A 21657-nucleotide genomic window follows, 5' to 3' on the forward strand; every position below is an offset into this window, starting at 1 on the left:
AAAAAAGATTTTAAACTTATTATGGTATAATAAAAGGAGAGAAAATATGTCAGTATTAGTAACAGGAGGGGCTGGATATATAGGGAGTCATACAGTAATTCAGCTCTTAGAAAATAATAAAAATGTAGTTATAGTAGATAACTTTTCAAATAGTAATCCTATAGTTCTTGATAGAGTAAAACAAATAACAAATAAAGATTTTAAATTCTATGAAATAGATACAACAAACCAAGACGAATTAGAAATAGTATTCAAAGAAAATAAAATAGATTCAGTAATACACTTTGCTGCATATAAAGCGGTAGGGGAATCGGTAGCAAAACCATTAGAGTATTACACAAATAATATAGTAAATACACTAAGTGTATTAAACTTAATGAAAAAGTATGATGTTAAGAAGTTTGTATTTAGTTCATCAGCAACAGTATATGGAGATCCTCATACATGTCCAATAACAGAAGATTTTCCATTAAGTACAACAAATCCATATGGAGCAACTAAGCTAATGATAGAAGATATGTTAAGAGATATAGCAAAAGCAGATAGTACTTTTAATATAGCTATACTTAGATACTTCAATCCAGTAGGTGCTCATAGTAGTGGATTAATAGGTGAGGATCCTAATGATATACCAAATAACTTAATGCCTTATGTATCTCAAGTAGCAGTAGGGAAATTAAAAGAGTTAAATGTATTTGGTAATGATTATAATACACCTGATGGAACTGGTGTTAGAGATTACATACATGTTGTTGACTTAGCAAATGGTCATCTAAAAGCATTAGATAAACTAGATACAAATTGTGGGCTAATTACATATAACTTAGGTACTGGAAATGGATATAGTGTTTTAGATATGGTGAATGCATTTAGTGAGGCTAGTAAAAGAGAAGTAGCTTATAAAATAGTTGATAGAAGACCTGGAGATGTAGCCATGTGCTATGCAGATCCAACTAAAGCGAATAAAGAACTTGGATGGGAAGCTAAGTACGGAATACAAGAGATGTGTGAGGATGCATGGAGATGGCAAAGTAATAATCCTAATGGATATAAGCAAGTAATTGAATCGTTATAGCATTGATAATAAACTATGAAAATAGATGTATAAAACTTTTAATTATTGTTAAAGATTAAAATATAACTCATAATTTTTTATTTTATTTTTATATTTCAATTTCATATATCCACTTATTATATAATTTTTTATTGTAAAGTTAAGGCTAACAGAGAGCGGAAATGTTAGCCTTTCTTTATGTTATTTTAGTGATTATAATAAGCACAAAACAATATTAAATCAATCAAAGAAAAAGCTAAGACCAATCTATATTGAATGGATAAAGCCATATCTAAAACTTCATCTAATCTTAAACCAACTCTCTTAAAATGTCTAAATTTAATAGATATCCTATAAATCATAAAAATAATAACAACGATAAAAAATATGGTGCACAAAAATAAAGTAACCAAACCAGTAAAATAAACAAACACATTAATAATACGAACAAATAACCTAAAGCATACAAAGAAAAGTATCATATTAAGTAGCATCAAACAAACTAAACTTAATACCTTAATCTTCCTAGAATCACTAATTTTCATAAAAAATCTCCTTAAAGAATATATATCTACTTTATACAGAGTATATGAGAGTATATAAAAATAAATAATTAAATATCAAAAAACACGTTACTTTGAATAAAGCAGTTAAAGTCTATAAATATGGTAGGATTAATATTAAGATAATTGCTGAACAAGTATCTATGTTAAAAAGAGAAATATATCAATAATTGTCGATATTTGATGAGTTGTTATTAATGAAAATAGTCGATATATAGCGTATAATAGAAATATAATATTTATTATATTTCTATTATTTATTACTTATTAAATTAATCTATAAGAATTTCTGGCGCGATTTTTATAGATTATGAAAATGGTATTATAAGAATTATATTTTCTGAAAATAAGTAAGAGTAAAAGGTGCTATCTTAACGTATACATAAGGTAGCACTTTTGTATTTTAACAGAGATAATTCATATAAGTTTAATAATTAATATAAAAAATAAATTTAATATTGAGGGAGAGCAATATGAAACAAAGAGTAAGAAAAGCCATAATACCAGCAGCAGGATTAGGAACAAGATTCCTACCAGCAACAAAATCACAACCAAAGGAAATGTTACCAATAGTAGATAAACCTACTTTACAATACATAATAGAAGAAGCAATAGAGTCAGGAATAGAAGAAATACTAATAGTAACTGGACGTAGCAAGAAATCTATAGAAGATCACTTCGATAGATCAGTAGAATTAGAGCTTGAACTAGAGCAAAAAGGAAAGAATGAAATGTTAAAAATGGTTCAAGACATATCAAACATGGTAAACATACACTACATAAGACAAAAAGAACCAAAAGGACTTGGGCATGCAATATACTGTGCAAAGAGCTTTATAGGAAATGAGCCATTTGCAGTTTTACTTGGGGATGACATAGTAGATGCTAAGGTACCATGCTTAAAGCAACTTATAAATACATATGATGAGTACAAAACTACAGTACTTGGAGTACAAGAAGTAGCAAAGGAAGATACTGATAAGTACGGAATACTTGATGTTAAGCATATAGAAGATAGAGTATACAAAGTAAAAGACATGGTAGAAAAGCCAAGTGTTGAAGAAGCCCCATCAAATATAGCTATACTTGGAAGATATATAATAACTCCAGAGATATTCAATATTCTTGAAAATCAAGAACCAGGTAAAGGTGGAGAAATCCAACTTACTGATGCTCTTCAAACTTTAGCTACTAAGGAAGCTATATATGCTTATAACTTTGAAGGAAGAAGATATGATGTAGGTGATAAATTAGGATTCTTAGAAGCTACAGTTGATTTTGCTCTTAAGAGGCCAGAGCTTAGAGATGGATTTATGGAATTCTTAAGATCAAAAGGTAAATCAAAAGAATTTTCTAATGAAAACAAAAATGTAGAAGAAGTAGCTATTACAGTAGAATAAATAGAAATAAAAGGCTTGTGATGCATACAGGCCTTTTATAAATTAATATAATTAATATTTATAATATATGAAATAGAAGAACTAAGAAGAGCGGATGACCCAGTAGTATTTATAGTATCTAGCGAAAAGCATAGCTGTTCTTGGATTAACCTAAGTTTGATTCTTTAGAAAAGTTAATATAAGATGTATGGAATTGGCATAGCAAAAACTCTAATGGATTTATAAAATAAATAATAACCACTATAGAAATGATATTAAAGGCTGAAGAAGTATTTCTTTGGCTTTTATAATATTCAAAAATAATATGAAGATATTATGAAGAATTATACAAATTAATTTCTAAATTAGCCGAAGTTTGTTACAATATATTGGTAAAATAACAAAAAGTAAAATGTAACTAAATAAAGAAGGGGAATATCATGAAAAAGATAACAAAAATATTACTAGCAACACTGTCGGTAATTCTTTTAATAGGTGCAGGAGGATTCGGGTTTATATATTCTAATCTAAATAAAATGTATGTAAAAGATGAAGCTGTAAATGCACAAGAAAAAGAAGATGATACAGTACAAGGTACTGAAGTGGAAGGTATCACAAATATACTATTAGTAGGAACTGATGGAGCAAATGTAGAGAAAAGTAATAGGTCAGATTCTGTAATGCTAGTTACTATTGATAATAAAAATAAGGATATAAAAATAAGTTCAATAGCAAGGGATACTTATGTAGATATACCAGGTTATTCAACTGAAAAATTAACACATGCTTATGCATATGGTGGAATAGATCTTTTAAAAGAAGTTTTTGAAGTTAATTTCAATATAAAAGTAGATAAATACATAGCAGTTAACTTTGTTTCATTCATGGATATAATGGATGAGTTAGGTGGAGTAGAAGTTAATGTTGAGGAAAAAGATGTAAAAGAAGTTAATAAATATATAGATGCTTGTTATGATTATTACTATGATAGAAAAGATGAAGTTGAAAAGCAGTATATAACAGAAGCTGGAAAACAAAGATTAAATGGATATCAAGCACTTGCTTTTAGTAGAATAAGATATACAGATAGTGCTTATGCAAGGGATAATAGACACAGAGAAGTTGCGGAAAGTGTTTATAGGGAGTTTTTAAATAGTGGTTCAAAGGAATATAAAAGGGCTGCTGAAATTATTATAGAAAATACGAAGACAAATATAAGTCCTATGGAGATGATAAATCTAGGATTTACAGCTCTTAAAATTAATGATAAAGATATAGAACAGTTCCAGTTCCCGCTTGCAGAGTATAGAAATGGTCATATAATAAGTAAGAAAAAAGGTTGGGTAATAGAATGGGATAAAGAACCGAACTTAAATGCTTGGCATAGTTTCATATATGGAGAAGATGCTGAATAAAATATTTATATAAATAAAATTCCTAGCAAAAAACGACATATTTTTTCTGTTATATAATGTATAATGGATAAGATTGATAAATTTAATAGGAGGTGGTTTTATATACATCTTAAACTTTATTAGAGGATTTTGTATGGCACTAGCAGATAGTGTACCAGGCGTATCAGGTGGTACCATAGCATTTATATTAGGGTTTTATGATAATTTTGTAAATTCATTAAATAACATAATCTCTGGAGACAAAATAGGAAGAATTAATGCACTAAAGTTTTTAACTAAAATTGGAGTAGGATGGGTAGTAGGTTTTATACTATCTGTATTATTTATAACAACTATATTTGAAAAAAATATATATGAAATAAATTCTTTATTTTTAGGGTTTATAATAGCGTCTATTCCAATAATAGTTAAGTCAGAAAAGAAAACTTTATTAAGCAATAATAAAAATATAATATTTTTAATAATAGGGATAATTGTAGTTTGTGGGATAACATACTTTAATCCAATTACAAGTAAAGGACACAGTTTTTCTGTTAGAGCGGATAATTTAAGTTTAGCATTTGGAGCATATATATTTATATCTGGAATGATAGCTATATCAGCTATGGTTTTACCTGGTATATCAGGATCTACTATACTTTTAATATTTGGGCTTTATACACCAATACTTAACGCTATAAAACAAGTACTTAAATTTAATTTTGAATACTTGCCTTCAATAATAATATTTGGATTTGGTATTTTGGCTGGAATTTTCTTAACAGTAAGAACTGTAAGGAGCTTACTTAGAAAGTTTAGAGCGCAGACTATATATTGTATAATAGGTCTTATGATAGGATCTATATATGCAGTAATTATGGGACCTACATCTCTTGAGATTCCTAAACCACCAATGAACCCAGCGACATTTAGCATAGTATTTTTTGCGATAGGTTGTACATTAGTACCAGCGCTTGAGAAACTTAAAGTTATATTAGAAAAGAAAAATATAGAATCTATAACAACTTAGCAAAAATAAAACCCAAGTTCTTTTGAACTTGGGTTTTATTTTTGCTCTTCATTTAGTGCAATTGACATCTTATAAAGTCTAGTATTTAAAATGGGCATAAACTTATAAAAGTCATCTTTATAAATATCCGAAATTGCCTCGTAAGCTTCATCGCTTTCACTTATAAAACAAACGAAAAATAGCATATTATCAGGCTTATAAGAATTATAAAAGCTAAAATAAAAATCAGCAAATGTTCCCTTAATTCCCTGTAAATGATGAGGTAAAAGTCTATTCGATATAACCTTAACTTCTATACCAATGACCATATCATTATCAGTAAGACATAGAAAATCAACATCACTTTTATTGCTAAGTTTATATCCTTCTTTAAAGTTATCTGAATTTATATTTATACTATATTTTTCAGAGATTTCTTTACAAACTTGATTTAATGCATATATCTCTGATTGTCTAATGCGATCTGTATTAAGTTTAGTATTTGGTTTTAATTCTAGTTCGGAATATGAACTAATTTCAATAAGCTCTTCTTCTATAGCTGGATCTATATTAAATAAAGGTGCTATATCTATAAAGTCTAATTCTAATGCTTTGCACATTTTAAAAATAGTAGTACTACTTGGTTTTTCTCTTTCTCCATTTTCTACTTTTGAAATTTCTGTATGACTTACACCTGATTTAGAAGATAATCCTCTTAAAGATAGATTCATATCTAACCTTTTTTCTTTTAGGTATTCTCCAGGATGGCTGTATTTGAGATCTAAATTCATTTTTTCCCCCTTTTGAATTTGTATAATATATAAATAGTATATCAAAAATTACATAAAACTGTAATTATTTATAAACCAATTTATATTTGTTAACAATATGTTAACACTATATTTATACATGCTCAAGTATGTTAACACGTGTATTTATCTAGTGTTAACATTTGTTAACAGCAATAATTTTTTGAAAATATGTTAACAAAAGCGGACGGTTATGTAGATATAAAATAAAGTAGATAAAATATGTAATCCTATCGATTACAAAGTAAACTAAGTAAATACATTGTAAAATATTAAAGATTACAGGTATAATATGTTGACATGGAAGCGAAAAATTACTACCATTATATTAAATAAAGTTTATTAATATAAATTTATAATTTACAATTGAGGGGGAGTTTATATAATGGGATTTTATACTATAAATCCATCTGTTTTAAGCTTTAGGAACGATGATTCTAAAAAAATAATATTTCATCATCACATAATAAGACTTGAAAATATTCAGAGAATAAGTAGGGAATTAGAAAGAGGTCAATTTAAGATTACAATAAGAAATTTAGCAAAAGATTTAAACTTTAGCATAAATACAGTAAGAAAATTAATAAAAGATTTCGAGAATATGGAAATTATAAAATGTATTAGAAAAAGTAATTGTTCCAATGAACCATCAATATACAGATACATTTTTGATAATAAAGAAAAGACTACAGATATCACTACAAATAACTCTATTAGTGACACTACAAACAACACTACTCCTGATACTACATCAGATACTATAAACTTAAGTGATTCCAATACTCAAGAGCTAGTGGATTACACTAAGGTTGATACTACAAATGATACGGAAAAACACACATCTAAAAAAGAATTAAATAAAAATAAAAAAGAGATATATAAGGCGGTTATTGATAAGTTAAATAATGAAACCGGAAAGAACTTCAAAGCAACCACACCAAAAACCAAATCACTAATCGATGCCAGATTAAGAGAGAATTTTATATTAGAAGATTTTTATATTGTTATAGAAAATAAAACAAAACAATGGAAGAATACCGATAGAGAGCAGTACCTAAGACCGCAGACTTTATTTAGTAGCAAGTTTGAAGGTTATTTAAATGAAAAATCTATTATAAAAGAAGAAATAATAAACTTTGCTGAAAATGATAATCCTTGGAACCCAGACTTTATTTATGATTAGAAAGGAATATTTTTATATGTCTCAGTTAGTTAGTGCTATTGAAATAGAGCAAGCTTTTTTAGGTTGTATTTTACTTGATAATTCACTTTCAAGCAAATTAGATGAAATTTATGAAGATTGTTTTTATAATAATCTTAATAAAGAAATATATTTATCAATGGTTGAATTGTTAAGAGAAAACAAGACAATTGATTTGGTAAATGTAAAAACAAAGTTAGATGGTAGTGAAATAAAAGTAGAGATATTATACTTGCTTGACTTAACTTCTATTTGTAGAACTTATAGTATAGATTCATATATAGAAACATTAAAAGAAAAAGCTGATAGAAGATTTATCATAAATAAGTGCCAGTCTTTATTAAAGAAGGTTACTGTTGGAGAAGACTTGGACTTAAGTATATTTAATTTTGAAAATGAAATGAAAAAGTTGGTATCTGATAATAAGTATAATGATGATATAGTTTCCATAAGTCAGTCTGTTCTTGATTTATTAGAGGGGAATGGGAGTCCTAAAATAAAGTTTGGGATAACGTTTTTGGATGAGGTTGTAGGAGGATTATTTAAAGGGGAGCTTACAACTATTGCAGCAAAATCTGGACTTGGTAAGACTTCATTTGCACTACAGATTATGTTAAATGCTGTTAAGCAGGGAAAGAAGATTCTTTTTATTACTCGGGAAATGTCAAAGGAACAGATAATTATGAGAAATATTACTAAAAAGACTGGCATAAATACTAATAGAATGAAATCTAATGATATTAGTGCTGAGGAATGGAAGATAATAATCGAAGTTTTATCAGATTTAAATAAAAATAACCTTATTTATATAAATGATAAAATACATACTGTAGCGCAAATTAGAAAGCGTATAAGAGAAATAAAACCAGATTTATTAATAGTAGATTATGTTCAACTTATGTCACCGTCAACTTCTATGACTAATAGAGAAAGAGAAGTTGCTAGTATTTCTAGAGATTTGAAAAATATTACACTTGATTTTGACATGAGTGTAATACAGCTTAGTCAGTTGAATGATGAAATGAAAGATTTTAGACCAAGAGGAGATAGGCCTATGCGTGAATCTAAGGCTTTATTTCACGATAGTAATAATGTTATATATATTCATGAGCCAATAGATAGTGATTTAGATGAAATATGTAAAAAATTAGGACGTACGAAGGAAAGTGTATTAAAAGCTAATGAAAATGGAGTTAAGATTTTAGAGGTAATTATTGCAAAATGTAGGGATGGAGAAAAAAGGTATAAATATTTTGCATATAATGGTCAAAGACTTCATTTTCAGGAGATGAAAGAAAATATAGGGGGATATGTATGTTAAATAAGGTAAAATTAGAGGATATACCTCAGGTTCATAGAGAGTTAGCGGATTTGATTGGATTAGATGCTTTTAAGAAGTTAGTAAAGTATGCTGGAGGTTCTACTATTTATGTACCTGTGGAGAATTGTATTGTCAGAGAGGTTAGAAATAGGATTTTGAAAGCTACTTTTAAAGGAGATTACAAAAGTATGGCAAGAAGCTATAGAATTAGTGAAGCACATTTGAGAAGAATATTAAAGGAGAAATAAATATCATTCACTGATTATGACTAAATTAACTATACAAATCAATATAAAATATAGTATTATATTATTCATGAAATATATTGTCGAAAGATGTTATTTCAGCTTCAATCTGATATAGCATCTTTTAAAATTAATATTAAATTATTATTAAGAAATGCCGATAGTCAAAATATATCTTTATACTAGATGATGAGGTAATTCTATGAAGAAAATAAAATAGGCAAACCTAAGGAAATTTAGGGACGCAAAGCTACAGGGGCTAAGGTTTTTTTACTATGCTAGCCAGTTGCCAATAAAGAATACTAATTTTTATTGTATAGTACTATATGTACAGGTACTATCTTGTTATGGCGACTATCTTTTTAGATGGTTTTTTTATTTTTCTTAAAAATAATTCTTATAAGGAGAAGAAATAAAAATGAGAGTAATGAGTAGTAATTGTTTTTTAGGTAGATTGTATAAAAACTACATAAAAAAGAAAGGTTATTATGAACTTTATAAAAATGTAAATACAATTGTAGTTACTGGTTCTGATAACAAAATAATAACAGAAAATTTTATATCAGATTTTAGTGATAATCTTGTCAAATTAAATAAAAGAGTATTAATAATAGATGCAGATTTAAGAAATACAAAAACAAATAAGAGATTTAGGGAGAATATATCTAATGGACTAATAGAAGTACTATCAGAAGGTAAGTCTATAGAATCCTGTATTATAAATCACAAGGTTGATGTGCTTTGTAGCAACAGTATTTGTGAAGAGCCATCTGAAATAATTGGAACAATTAATATGAAGACATTAATAAATAATGCTAAAAAAATATATGATTATATAATTATTAATACACCAGCTATAAGTATGTATAGTGATGCATGGATGCTATCTAATTTTGTAGAGAAGACAGTTCTTATAGAAGGAGAAGACAAGCAAGCTCTTATAGAAGCTGAATCTAGACTTTCTATGATTGGGGCAGATGTGTTTAGAACTAAGTTCATAAATTGTGTTGAATATACTAGTAATGCTATAAATGGAGGATATAAGGCTTCCATAGCTTAATGATTATATATACAAAATAGATAAGATAATAAAGAATCTAAGGGAAGATAGACCTTAGATTTTTTTGTTAAACGAATTTTTTATTATATAAAATCATAGATATATTGTATATTTCTATATTATTGATAACCATCAGTATGAATGATACAGAAATATACAGTATCAACAAAATGAATAAAAAAGGGGAGTAATTATGAAAAATGCAAAAAAGATACTAATAGTAGCTTTTAGTATTATATTTATAATAGTATTAAGCGGGTTTGGATTTATATATTCTAATTTAAGTAAAATGTATGTAAAAGATGAAAAAGTAAATACAGAAGAAAAAGAGGATCAAGTACAAGGAACTGAAGTGGAAGGTATAGTAAATATACTATTAGTAGGAACTGATGGTGAAAATGTAGAAAGAAGTAATAGATCAGATTCAGTAATGTTAGTAACAATTGACAATAAAAATAAAGATATAAAGATAAGCTCAATAGCAAGGGATACATATGTAGATATACCAGGTCATTCAACTGAAAAATTAACTCATGCTTATGCATATGGTGGAATAGATTTATTAAAGCAAGTTCTTGATGTGAATTTTGATATAAAAGTGGATAAATATATTGCAGTTAACTTTGTTTCTTTTATGGATATAATAGATGAAATAGGTGGAGTAGAAGTAACCGTTGAAGAAAAGGATGTAGATGAAGTTAATAAATATATAGATGCTTGTTATGATTATTACTATAATAGAAAAGATAAAGTTGAAAAGGTGTACATAAAAAAGCCAGGTCTGCAAAGATTAAATGGATATCAAGCGCTTGCATTTAGTAGGATAAGATATACTGATAGTGCTTATGCAAGGGATAATAGACATAGAGAAGTTGCAGAAAGTGTATATAAAGAATTTTTACATAGTGAAGTAAAAGAATATCAAAAGGCAGCTGAGATTATTATAGAAAATACAAAAACAAATATAAGTCCTATGGAAATGATTAATTTAGGATTTACAGCGCTTAATATTAAGGATAAAGAGATAGATCAATTTCAATTCCCTTTAGAAGAGTATAGAAATGGTCATATAATAAACAATAAAAAAGGCTGGGTAATAGAATGGGATAAAGAACCTAATTTAAGTGCTTGGCATAGTTTTATATATGGTGAAAATTGATAAATTCAATAGATTTATATTAGGATTTTTAATTAGAATAGGAGTAGTTTAAACTACTCCTATTTTTTATTTTTATTTATTAAATTCTAACAATGTTTTAGAAAGTTCTGCAATACTATCTGATAGTACTTGAAGTTTTCCTTCAATTCTAACCAAAAGATACATTGATATAGCAATAGGAAAACCAACATTAGCTATGATAGTTGATAACTCATTTGTCATTTATATCACTTCCTATGCTTTAAGGTCAAATTCAGTAGTTTCTGTTTGAATAACCTTAGCTTTAACAGCTTCTTTTAAATCCACATTATCTGGTGAGAAGATATTTTTATCTAGTATTAAGTTCATAGCAGATATTACCTCAGTCTCACTTATATCATCTCTAGGATCATCAATTGTTAAATTAACAGTTTTATCTCCTTCAGATTTAAAAGTCATTACTAATTTTAATGAAGTTTCCATAATTAATTCCCCCTATAATTTTATTATTTTGAGCAACGGGTTAAGCCGTTGGCGACACTAACATAGTGAGTTTTATGATATAGATGTATAGTCTATTTTTATAATGTCGTATAAGTCATGCTTTTGTAAGTCACTTATTGCATTTGCAACTTCTAGGACATCATCAGCAGTTGCACTTTCCTTTAAATTAGAGAATGTTTTGCTGCCTATTTGTGCTTTTCCATTTGTGCCAAGCCCTTTGTTAAATTGAAGCTTTAAAGATGAAGCATTTTTTATTTCTGTTGCCATAGTGTGTACCTCCTTGGAATTTGTTTAAGGCTTTGTGCCTTGTTTAATTTAATGATAATACGAGTGAGTTCTCCTGTAGTACTAACCAATGTTAGAAGTTTTTGAGAAAATATAAAGAAAACATAAAATAAGAAGATAATATTTATTATTAATGATGAAATTTGTTATTTTACTACATAGAATAAAAGAAAAAGGCGATTGAAAGTTATAAAAAATCTAATTAAAGGATGTTAAAGTTAATATATAAAGAAAATTTATATATTAACTTGGGGGAAAAAATGTTGGGAGAGTTTAAGAAAAAGTTTATTTGTATTTTACTGTCATTAACAATGATAATTGGATTAGGAGTACATAGTTCTTTTGCAGCTTCATCTACGCCAGAATACTGCATAGTGATTAATACAAAAACTAATAAAATGGGGTATTATAAAAAGGGTAAAATGGTAAAACAATTTAGTATAGCAACTGGAAAATCAAGTTCACCGACACCTACAGGAAAAACTAAAATTGTTAATAAAATAAAAAATAGACCATATTATTCAGGGGGGATACCTGGAGGTAGTCCACGAAATCCATTAGGGGATAGATGGTTAGGATTACATTTAAAAGGAACTTACGGTACTACCTATGCCATACATGGTAATAATAATTCAAGCTCTATAGGTAAAAATATAAGTGGTGGATGTATAAGAATGCATAATAAGGATGTAAGATGGTTATATGATCAAGTTCCAAAAGGTACTACTGTAATTATAGCTAAGAGTAGTAAATCATTTGTAGAAATTGCTAAAAGCTATAATGTAAAATTGCAGTCTAGTTCACAAACTAGTACAAGTACTAGTAGTGGAACTAAAAGGTCTATACATGAAATGTATAAATATGATGCAGGAAAAGGAAAGTATTTAACATATATAAATGGTAAAGGTTATTCTAGGTATTCATATATTAGTAAAAAGAAAGATACAGGATTTATACCAACAACGTGGGCTACTAAAGCTGGGTTAACTGTTTCAAATCCAAGCTCAAAAAATGGATATAAGGCGACTATTACTAATAGTTATATTAAAAAATACAATGATGCTAATGCTATATTAAAAAAAGCTAAAGATGGTAAATTAACATCAGAACAAATAAAAAAAGAGTTAAGCAAGCTTTCCAAGGTTTCTTATTCTGATGCTAAAAAGAATGTACCTAAAGTTTCATCTAAGAAAACACTTCTAAAGAATATTTATATTAATAATGCAGGAAAAGGAAAGTATTTAACATATGCAAATGGAAATAAGTACTCTCAATATTCTTATCTAAGTAAGGATGGTAAAACTGCTTATATAACACATAAATCAATGGTTAAGGTTGGGTTAGAAGTTACTATGCCAACAGCTTCAAATAAATATACTATGCAAATAAATAATCCTTATATAAAGAAATACAATAATGTAATCAAGGAATTAGAATCATATACAGCAAAAGTACAATAATCCAAATATATGCTAAATATGTAATAATATGAAGAAATTTAAGAAAAAAGGTAGAAAGCTATAAAATAGTTTTCTACTTTTTTTTATTACCTACAATATATAATAATATTCGATTTTCACTGTCATAACTTGCGATTGAAAATAGAATTAATTCAAATTACATTATGATAATATAAAAATGCAGAAGTAATAAATGTTATTAATTAAGGGGGAGATTATATGCATAAAAGGGGAGTATCACTTGTCCTGAGTTTTGTTATAACGGCAAACTTAATGCCAGTAAATTTAGTACAAGCATATGCAGACGAAGTAAATACTAACACTGAAATCGTGTCAGAGGAAAATATATTAGAAGAAGTTGAAAGTACAGAAGAAGCTATAACTAAAGAAGAAGTTATTGAAGATGAAGTGAAACAAGAAGATGAAAAAAATGAAGTTGAACAAAATAATCAAGAAATAAAAGAAGAAACTAATGTTACAAATGAATCAACAATAAATAATATTGAAAATAAAAATGTAGTTACTACTAAAGAAGCACGTAGAAATCATACTAGAAAAGTAACTGCAAATATTAAAGTTGACAATAGCAACTATGGTAATATGGAAGGTTTAGACTTAGATGAAGAAACTGTGGTATTAAATACAAATTATACTAATGTTGAAGACCATTATATGAATATATTTGGAAAGCCTGTATATAAAAATACAACAGGTGTTATAGATAAAGAAACATCGGATAGTACTAAGACTATCAAGATAACTCCTAAGAGTGGTTATGAAGTAGATGTTAACTTAGGCACTGTTATTACTCAAGCATCTGTAGAAAATGGAGAAAACAATGAGAAGTTACTTAAGATAAAACCTATTGATTCTACTACATGGTCAAATGGTATATTAGAGCATATCACTGGAAATATCAATATAAAATATTCACTTAAAAATGAAGGTGATAGAGAAGAAATAACGATAGAAAAAGATGGAGAAGGAGCGATAGTTCCTGTAAAAGATAATTTATACTTCCATGAAGAAAATAAAACATATATAGACAAAGGAAGTAAACATACATTTAACCTTATTCCAGCAGAAGGCAAAGTTGTAGGAAGTGTTACTTTAGATGGAGAGCCTGTAGTGGATATAGTTAATAACCAAGTTACAGTTGGTGCTGGTGTATTAAAAGTAGAGTTTAAAGATGATGTACCTGTTGTAGAGACAAATGATTTAAATATATCTTTAGAAGGAAATGGCTATATAATTATAAATGGTGAAAAATTAGAAGAAGGAAAAGATATTAAGATAGAAGCTGGTAAAGAGCATAGATTTACTATAAAAGCTGAAGATGGTCAATTTGTTTCTTCTGTTAAGTTAGGGGATACTGTTTTAGAAGCTGTAAATGGTGTTTATACAATACCTGCAGATTTTAAAGGTGGAAATTTAAGTGTTGTATTCTCAGAAAAGTTAGAAACTACTATAGAAGTAGATGAATTAAGAGTACCGTATGATGGTAAAGAAAAGATAGTTGGTTATAAAGTTAAGGATTCAAATGGAAATATAGTAAAAGAAGGAAATGTTGATTTCTACAAGAAAAACTGGTTAGGTCAAAATGTTAAGTTTAATCCAGTGGATGAAGGATCATATAATTTTAGCATTTCATATGAGGGAAATGAACAATGCAAACCATCTAATTATGAAAATGGTGTATTTGAAATATATGATGCAAGAGAAGAAGCTACTATAGAATTTGGATCAACTACATCTGTATATGATAATACTGAGAAAGAATTAGAGTATACAGTAAAAGGTAAGAATGGAGAAGTTTTAGAAACTGGAAAAGCTGAATTTAAAAAGACAATATTAGGCATACCAGTTCCGTACAAGCCTAAAGATGCAGGAACGCATTCATTTACTGCTACTTTCAAAGGTAATGAAAACTATAAGCCTCTTACTGTAAGTGGAGAGCTTGAAATATTAAAATGTAAACCAAAGGTAAGGGTTGGAAACACTGTAGCTGAATATACAGGTTCTGCTATAAAAACTAATGTATCAGTAGATTATAACTGTGGTTATATATCTTTATATACTGGAGTTAATTATGATTTAGGTGGTTCTGTATATATAGACTTAAACTTAGGTGATGATGAAATATCTAAGGTCATAATGGGTGTTATCAATAAAATAGAAATAGGAAATGTTGCAGATTTAAAGAAAGCTTTAGTTGAAATGGAATCACTTTTATCAGGATTAGGTGTTGATGTAAGTGGAATAATCAAAGCTTTAGATTACTTACCAACTAATTTAAGAGTTTCACTAGGAGCTCCTAAAGCAGCTGGAGCATACGTTGCTACTGCAATAGTAATAGATAAAAATGCTGAAGTATCAGTAGGTGTAGGAAGCTTACTTGTACATAGAAAGTTAAGTAAAGTAGTATTTACTGAAGACTCTCTTAAAGATAAGGGTGTTGTAAAGGTAAATCAAGAATATAAGCATAGAGCTGTATTTGAAGGTAGTGAAGATGAGGCTAAATTAGTTTACTCAGGAATTACTTCTTCAGGACAAGCTTACCACAGTGTAAATGCTCCTACTCAAGAAGGTTTATATGTTGTAACTGCTTACTCATATGATGACCTTGAGTATAGTTTTGGACTAGCTATGAGAAGTTTTGCAATTGTAAAAGAAATTTCACATGTATCTTTCTCAGATGATTCATTAGCTGATAAGGCTGTAATAAAGGTTGGACAATATTATACTCATAAAGCAACTATAACAGAAAGTGGAAAAGATGCTAACATATTATACACTGGGGTAACTTTATCAGGAGAAAAATATAAGTCAACTAAAAAGCCAGAAGATGCAGGTGTATATGTTGCAACAGCTTATGATTGTGGAGATGAAGCTTATACAGCAGCATTAGCAATGAGAACTTTCACAATAGTTAGAGAACAAAGTAAGGTTGTGTTTACAGATGATTCATTAGCTGATAAAACTGTAATTAAGGTTGGAACAACTTATAATCACGAAGCTGTATACAAAGGAACAACAAATAAAGCTAAAATAATGTACTCTGGAGTAGCTATAGATGGAAGTGTACATTTCTCATCAAAACAACCAACTAAGGAAGGTGTATATGTTGCAACAGCTTATTCATATGATGATCCTCAATACAAAGTAGGTTTAGCAATGAGAACATTCGCTATATCTAAGTTTACAACAAAAACAGATATAGTATCTACAGATAAGGTGTATGACGGATTAGCATATGAACCAACAGCTATCGTTAAGGATAAGAATGGTGAAATAGTTGAAAATGCTAATGTTAAATATACTTACTATAGCGGTAAGAAAAAGTTAGAATCTGCACCTACAGAAGTGGGATCATATACAGTTGTAGCTACTTTCATGGGCGACAGTGCTCATATCAAGAGTATGGATATAAGCAAGTTTAATATAACAAAGGCAGATGTAACTATTAATATAGATGACCTAGAAAAAGTATATGGAGAAGCTGATCCAGAAGAATTTACTTATAGTGTAGAAGGTTTAGCTTTAGGTGAGACTATTAATATAGAATTAATGAGATCAGTTGGGGAAACTGTAGGAACTTACGATATAAATGTTGTAAGTACAGATCTGAATTTAAATAACTATAATTATTCAGTTAATCCAGGAATATTCACAATAAATAAAGCTGAATTAGAAGTAACTATAGAAGATGCAAGTAAAGTATACGGAGAAGAAGATCCAGATTTTGAATATACTATAAGTGGTTTAGTTGGAGATGATAATGTAGACTTTGAATTAGTAAGAGAAGAAGGAGAAGAAGTAGGAACATACATAGTAACTGTAGTAGATCAAGAACTTGAAAACTACACTTATACAGTTAATGAAGGAACTCTTACTATAGAAGAAGATACAACTGTAGATCCAGAAGATCCAGAAAATCCAGTGGATCCAGAAAACCCTGATAAACCGGTAGATCCAGAAAATCCAGTGGATCCAGAAAATCCAGGTAACTCTGATGATTCAGATGATAATTCAGGAAATACAGATAAACCTGTAAAACCAAATAAGCCTAGTAAACCAAGTAAAAATCCTCAAACTTCAGATGCAGGTATAGCAGGATTTGCAGGAATGGGAATGGCTGCTTTAGCAGGATTATTCGCAAATAGAAAGAAAAAACGTAAATAAAGTAAATATAAAAAGACTAGCAAGGGAGATGCTAGTCTTTTTTGTTATAAGCTAGGTCTAAATTATAACTTAGGATGTTATTTAGGGACTTATGCTAAAGGGAGTTATATAGTTGGAGTATCAATTATTACATATTAGATACTTTCTTATAAAGATAATACGGATGCTTTTATTAGAACTTTATACTTATTTGAAAAATAATTTGAAATAAAATATAATATATTTATATATGTAAAAATTTAACATGTAAAATAATATTATATCGATAATAAAAGAATTAAGTCATAGGGGGACGAATATATGAGCAAAAACAATGAGAATAAGATAATCCTTATTACCTGTATACTAACAGTTGGATTAGTAGGAGGATTTACATTATCTCAAGGGGAAGTTAAATTTAAAGTAAAAGATAACTATCAAAGTGAAGCGGCTACTAGTGAAGATATATTACAAGAGAATATAGATCCATATTCAATAGTACGTACTTTAGAAGATGATGGAAATTTCACTATCATGGCATATCAGAATAAAGAACTTACTGATGATGATATTATAAGCTTAGTTAAATATGTTAAAAAAGAAAATAGCGATATCAAAGATAATTATAAGATCAATATATATTCTGATGAATCATCAGTAGATTTAGATGATAATAAGAACTTAGAATTGGTAGTTAAAGTTGTGGATGAAGATAAGATTAGTGTAAATAAACGTTATTCTGATATAGATAATGAATCAGTCGAAGTTCCAGAGTATTCTTTAGTATCAGTAAAAAATGTTTATGATGAAGAAAATAATAATGAAACATTAAAAACTAAGATAGATATAGTTTTAGAGGAAATGCAAAGTCCAAAAGAAGCTTTATCTAAAATCAAAGCAATTGGAACGTATACTAGAGGCGTTAGAAGTACTTATGATATATTAAATATTATTGCGTATACTTCTGATGAAAAGAATGAGTACTGGGAGTATAGTGGGCATTATAAAAATGATATAGTATATGGAAGAGTGATTAATTTAAAATAAAAAGATAGTTCCAAAAAAGAAATGGATGAACTCATATAGAGTTCATCCATTTTTATGATTTGAAAGATATAATATATAGTCAAATATAACATGAGTACAGATAGTATATTTGGTATCAATTAAAATATCTATTTTCAGAAGATACTATACTTGAGAGTAATTTTTTGACGAATATAATACTAAAGTATTATGAAAATTGTGTTTTATAAATATACTAACGTGTAATACAAAATAAAGGTAAAAAATATTAGAATAATAGGGAGAAAAGGTAAGGGGAATAGAATATGAGTATAAAAAGGTTTTTTAATTATGTATGGAATATCATTTTTTATATATTTTTAATATCTGTGATAATAATTACAGTTATTTCTGTGAAAGGAAATAGCCAAAATGAGGCTATGTCAATATTTGGATACAGATTTTATACTGTATTAACAGGAAGTATGAGCCCTACTATGGGCAAGGGAACATTGGTTTTAGTAAAAGAAACGCCTATAGCAGATATACAAAAAGAAGATGTGATTACTTTTTATGATTTATCAAGGACAAGTGTAACAACTCATAGAGTAAAAGAAGTATTACATGAGGATGGTGTAAAGTTTATTACACAAGGGGATGCAAATAATGCAGTAGATCCAAGGCCACTCGATTCAGAACTTGTTGTAGGTAAAGTTATATTTCATATACCTATAATAGGAGCGACCATGCAATTTATCAAATCTAATATAAAATTAGTATTAGCTATTTTAGTAATGTTAATAATTATGACATCATTTCAATATAGCCCAAAAAAGAAGCAAACTAATTAATCATAAATATAGTATTAAATAAAAAGATATGTTGTGTGGAGGTGATAAAGTGAAATTAAGGAAAAGTGGGATTATAATTTGCCTAGTGTTGATGGGTAGTATTATATTAACTAAAAGTGGATGGGTATCCAATACATATGCAGCCATCAAAGAACTTTTAGATCCAAGTGACACAGTAGTAAATCATTTTGAAGGTGGCGTAGATATAGAAATAGAAGAAAATTTTGACGAAGAAGGCGCCAAAAATTGGGATGGAACACCATTTGTAAAAGAAGTAAAAGTAAAAAATAATAGTAAAACACCAGCACTTATAAGAGTAAGTATAGTTCCTACATGGCTTGATGAAGATAATAAACCATGGGCAGGAGATATAAATGCAATAGTTTTAAATAAAAATATTGTAAGTAACTCAAATGAAGAAGGTTGGATGGATGGTAGGGATGGATACTTTTACTATACAAAGGTACTAGATACAGGGGCTTATACTAATAAGACAATTATTGATAAAGTATCATTTGATATTAATAAGATACCAGAGAATCAAAGAGATATTTATAAAAATAAAAAACTAATAGTTAATGTTAAATCAGAAGCTGTAGAAGCAACACAAAATGCGTATAATGCATCATGGATACAAATAAGCGAAGGAAAAACTAATCAAAATGTAATAACTATGTTAGAAAGCTTATGTAAATAATACTTTATGAATAAAGAATAGTTTATATAAAAGTATTTTTATTAAATTTAAATAGGGGGGAAAGTAAAATGCATAATAAAAAATTAAAAGGTTTAATGGGTGCGCTTGCTATATGTACAGTAATAGTAGGAGGAACATTTGCTTGGCTAGGAGCAAATGATAGTGTAATAAATAATTTTAAAATACAGGCATCAGAAAAAGGAGATATAGACATAGTAGAAGAGTTTGATAAAGAAGAAGCTGAAAAGATAAAAACAGGGGTAAATGTAGATAAAAAAGTTCAGGTTCAAAATAAATCTGATTACGATTCTCTTATAAGAGTTAACATAGAAAGACTATTCAAAGGTGAGAATGGAAATACTTTAAACAACTTAGATATTGAAAAAATAATACTTAATTATCTTGATGGAGCTATAATATCTGAAAGTGATATAAAACTAGATGATCAAGGTGATGTTACTAACTTAAACGACGTTAAAGGAAAGTGGGTATTAGCAGAAAATAAATATTACTACATAGGAAATGTTGCTCCAGAAGGATATACGACTCAATTATTAGATATTGTTACTTTAGATCCTAGTATAGCAAGTAATCCTAACTATAAAGGTGTAGCATTTGATGTAATAGTAAATGCTGAAAGTGTTCAAAGTACAGTAGAAGCTATAACTGCTAACGGAGATACAGGTACAACAAATGAAAATGGATTTGGACTTGACGAAGTTAAGCATAAAAATTTAGTAGCAGCATTAAAAGCTGTAGTAGGACAACCTTCAGAAAAAGGGAATCTGACTATAAATCCTACAGATTTAAATCAATAATAATTGAGGATTAGATTATAGGTAAAAATAGAGGAGTGATAAAGTGAATAAAAAGATAAAATCACTTATAACAACTGTTTCACTTCTTTCGATAATGACTATACAAGCAGAGGCGCTACATAAAGTGCCTCCTAATGTTGAGTTATTGGGGAATGCAGAGGGAATAGTATATGTACCTGGTGACGAGCCATTTTTATTTGGAGAGGATATGAGCCCAGGAGACAAAGTAACGAGAACATTAGAAATAAAAAATAAATATGATAAAGTATATGAGCTTTACATGCAAGCCGAAAGAGTAACACCTCCAGAAAAGTATGATTTACTAGATGTTATTAATTTAAAAATATCTTATAAAGATGAAGTAATATATGAAGGACCGGTAAGTGGAGAAGATGGACTTACAGAAAATATAGAGCTAGGATTATTTGAACCAGGGGATGAAGAAAATTTAACTGCAGTAGCTGAGCTAGATCCGAGTGCAACAAATCCAGCATATTTGAACAAAACAGTTCAAGTGAATTGGATATTTACCGCACAGGCTAAAGAGTCATCTAAACCTATAGAACCAGAAGTTAATAATCCAAGTCAAAATAAGCCAAGTAATAGCACACCACAAACTGGAGATCAGGGTATATATGCATATCTTGCTTTAGGTGGAGCGAGTTTATTAGGATTATACAATATTCGAAGAAAAAAAGATTAA

The 21657-nt window shown here is 28.4% G+C and carries 21 protein-coding genes and 1 riboswitch; of the genes, 16 read left to right on the forward strand and 5 right to left on the reverse strand.

Annotated elements, in window-relative coordinates; genetic code table 11:
* Positions 1–46 precede the first annotated feature (46 nt).
* Positions 47–1075, forward strand: a complete 1029-nt coding sequence (galE, locus tag H8923_RS03495) for a UDP-glucose 4-epimerase GalE (protein ID WP_153923681.1) — start codon at positions 47–49, stop codon at positions 1073–1075.
* 185 nt (positions 1076–1260) lie between these two features.
* Here galE and H8923_RS03500 read toward each other — a convergent pair whose 3' ends face one another.
* Positions 1261–1599, reverse strand: coding sequence for a hypothetical protein (locus H8923_RS03500; RefSeq protein ID WP_153923683.1), 339 nt, complete (start codon positions 1597–1599; stop codon positions 1261–1263).
* Positions 1600–2090: 491 nt separating this feature from the next.
* Between H8923_RS03500 and galU the strand changes: the two genes are divergently transcribed.
* The 3 genes from galU to H8923_RS03515 all read left to right on the forward strand — a co-directional run bounded on the left by galU (position 2091) and on the right by H8923_RS03515 (position 5420).
* A complete protein-coding gene (gene galU, locus H8923_RS03505) occupies positions 2091–3017 on the forward strand; it encodes a UTP--glucose-1-phosphate uridylyltransferase GalU (protein ID WP_153923685.1) in 927 nt (308 codons plus the stop codon).
* 419 nt (positions 3018–3436) lie between these two features.
* A complete protein-coding gene (locus H8923_RS03510) occupies positions 3437–4411 on the forward strand; it encodes an LCP family protein (RefSeq protein WP_153923687.1) in 975 nt (324 codons plus the stop codon).
* A gap of 133 nt (positions 4412–4544) precedes the next feature.
* Complete coding sequence (locus H8923_RS03515) at positions 4545–5420, forward strand: DUF368 domain-containing protein (RefSeq protein ID WP_153923689.1); 876 nt, start codon at positions 4545–4547, stop codon at positions 5418–5420.
* A 35-nt stretch (positions 5421–5455) separates the two neighbouring features.
* Here H8923_RS03515 and H8923_RS03520 read toward each other — a convergent pair whose 3' ends face one another.
* The gene (locus tag H8923_RS03520) at positions 5456–6190 is read right to left on the reverse strand and encodes a helix-turn-helix domain-containing protein (RefSeq protein WP_153923691.1); all 735 of its coding nucleotides are present in this window, start codon (positions 6188–6190) and stop codon (positions 5456–5458) included.
* A 403-nt stretch (positions 6191–6593) separates the two neighbouring features.
* Between H8923_RS03520 and H8923_RS03525 the strand changes: the two genes are divergently transcribed.
* From H8923_RS03525 to H8923_RS03545, 5 genes are all read left to right on the forward strand, one after another.
* Positions 6594–7391, forward strand: a complete 798-nt coding sequence (locus H8923_RS03525) for a conserved phage C-terminal domain-containing protein (protein WP_153923693.1) — start codon at positions 6594–6596, stop codon at positions 7389–7391.
* 16 nt (positions 7392–7407) lie between these two features.
* Entirely contained in the window at positions 7408–8730 is a 1323-nt protein-coding gene (locus tag H8923_RS03530; RefSeq protein ID WP_153923695.1) for a replicative DNA helicase, read from the forward strand.
* Positions 8724–8978 carry a Mor transcription activator family protein gene (locus H8923_RS03535; protein ID WP_153923697.1) on the forward strand — a complete coding sequence of 85 codons (255 nt, stop codon included), beginning with the start codon at positions 8724–8726 and terminating at the stop codon, positions 8976–8978. Before H8923_RS03530 ends, H8923_RS03535 begins: the two co-directional genes overlap by 7 nt.
* A gap of 206 nt (positions 8979–9184) precedes the next feature.
* Positions 9185–9269, forward strand: a riboswitch (cyclic di-GMP riboswitch).
* Positions 9270–9393: 124 nt separating this feature from the next.
* Complete coding sequence (locus H8923_RS03540) at positions 9394–10035, forward strand: AAA family ATPase (RefSeq protein WP_153923699.1); 642 nt, start codon at positions 9394–9396, stop codon at positions 10033–10035.
* Positions 10036–10228: 193 nt separating this feature from the next.
* Positions 10229–11194, forward strand: coding sequence for an LCP family protein (locus H8923_RS03545; RefSeq protein ID WP_153923701.1), 966 nt, complete (start codon positions 10229–10231; stop codon positions 11192–11194).
* Between the two features lie 72 nt (positions 11195–11266).
* Here the strand turns inward: H8923_RS03545 and H8923_RS03550 are convergent, their stop codons facing one another.
* The 3 genes from H8923_RS03550 to H8923_RS03560 form a co-directional block, all read right to left on the reverse strand.
* Positions 11267–11416 carry a YvrJ family protein gene (locus H8923_RS03550; RefSeq protein ID WP_153923703.1) on the reverse strand — a complete coding sequence of 50 codons (150 nt, stop codon included), beginning with the start codon at positions 11414–11416 and terminating at the stop codon, positions 11267–11269.
* Positions 11417–11428: 12 nt separating this feature from the next.
* Positions 11429–11656, reverse strand: coding sequence for a DUF2922 domain-containing protein (locus H8923_RS03555; RefSeq protein ID WP_153923705.1), 228 nt, complete (start codon positions 11654–11656; stop codon positions 11429–11431).
* A 72-nt stretch (positions 11657–11728) separates the two neighbouring features.
* Positions 11729–11944 (reverse strand): DUF1659 domain-containing protein, encoded by a 216-nt coding sequence (locus H8923_RS03560; protein WP_153923707.1) that lies wholly within the window; start codon positions 11942–11944, stop codon positions 11729–11731.
* Positions 11945–12222: 278 nt separating this feature from the next.
* Here H8923_RS03560 and H8923_RS17580 point away from each other — a divergent pair, with 278 nt between their 5' ends.
* The 7 genes from H8923_RS17580 (at position 12223) to H8923_RS17585 (ending at position 21657) form a co-directional block, all read left to right on the forward strand.
* Positions 12223–13422: a L,D-transpeptidase gene (locus H8923_RS17580; RefSeq protein ID WP_279235021.1), complete on the forward strand. Its 1200-nt coding sequence runs from the start codon at positions 12223–12225 to the stop codon at positions 13420–13422.
* Between the two features lie 219 nt (positions 13423–13641).
* The gene (locus H8923_RS03570) at positions 13642–17604 is read left to right on the forward strand and encodes an MBG domain-containing protein (RefSeq protein WP_153923709.1); all 3963 of its coding nucleotides are present in this window, start codon (positions 13642–13644) and stop codon (positions 17602–17604) included.
* A gap of 300 nt (positions 17605–17904) precedes the next feature.
* A complete protein-coding gene (locus H8923_RS03575; RefSeq protein ID WP_153923711.1) occupies positions 17905–18630 on the forward strand; it encodes a hypothetical protein in 726 nt (241 codons plus the stop codon).
* 284 nt (positions 18631–18914) lie between these two features.
* A complete protein-coding gene (locus H8923_RS03580) occupies positions 18915–19439 on the forward strand; it encodes a signal peptidase I (protein ID WP_153923712.1) in 525 nt (174 codons plus the stop codon).
* Between the two features lie 49 nt (positions 19440–19488).
* Entirely contained in the window at positions 19489–20136 is a 648-nt protein-coding gene (locus H8923_RS03585; protein ID WP_153923714.1) for a hypothetical protein, read from the forward strand.
* A 68-nt stretch (positions 20137–20204) separates the two neighbouring features.
* The gene (locus H8923_RS03590; protein WP_153923716.1) at positions 20205–20954 is read left to right on the forward strand and encodes a BsaA family SipW-dependent biofilm matrix protein; all 750 of its coding nucleotides are present in this window, start codon (positions 20205–20207) and stop codon (positions 20952–20954) included.
* A gap of 43 nt (positions 20955–20997) precedes the next feature.
* Positions 20998–21657, forward strand: a complete 660-nt coding sequence (locus H8923_RS17585; RefSeq protein WP_153923718.1) for an LPXTG cell wall anchor domain-containing protein — start codon at positions 20998–21000, stop codon at positions 21655–21657.

The sequence above is a fragment of the Romboutsia faecis genome, from assembly GCF_014323405.1.
In the GTDB taxonomy this organism is placed as follows: Bacteria; Bacillota; Clostridia; order Peptostreptococcales; family Peptostreptococcaceae; genus Romboutsia_E; species Romboutsia_E faecis.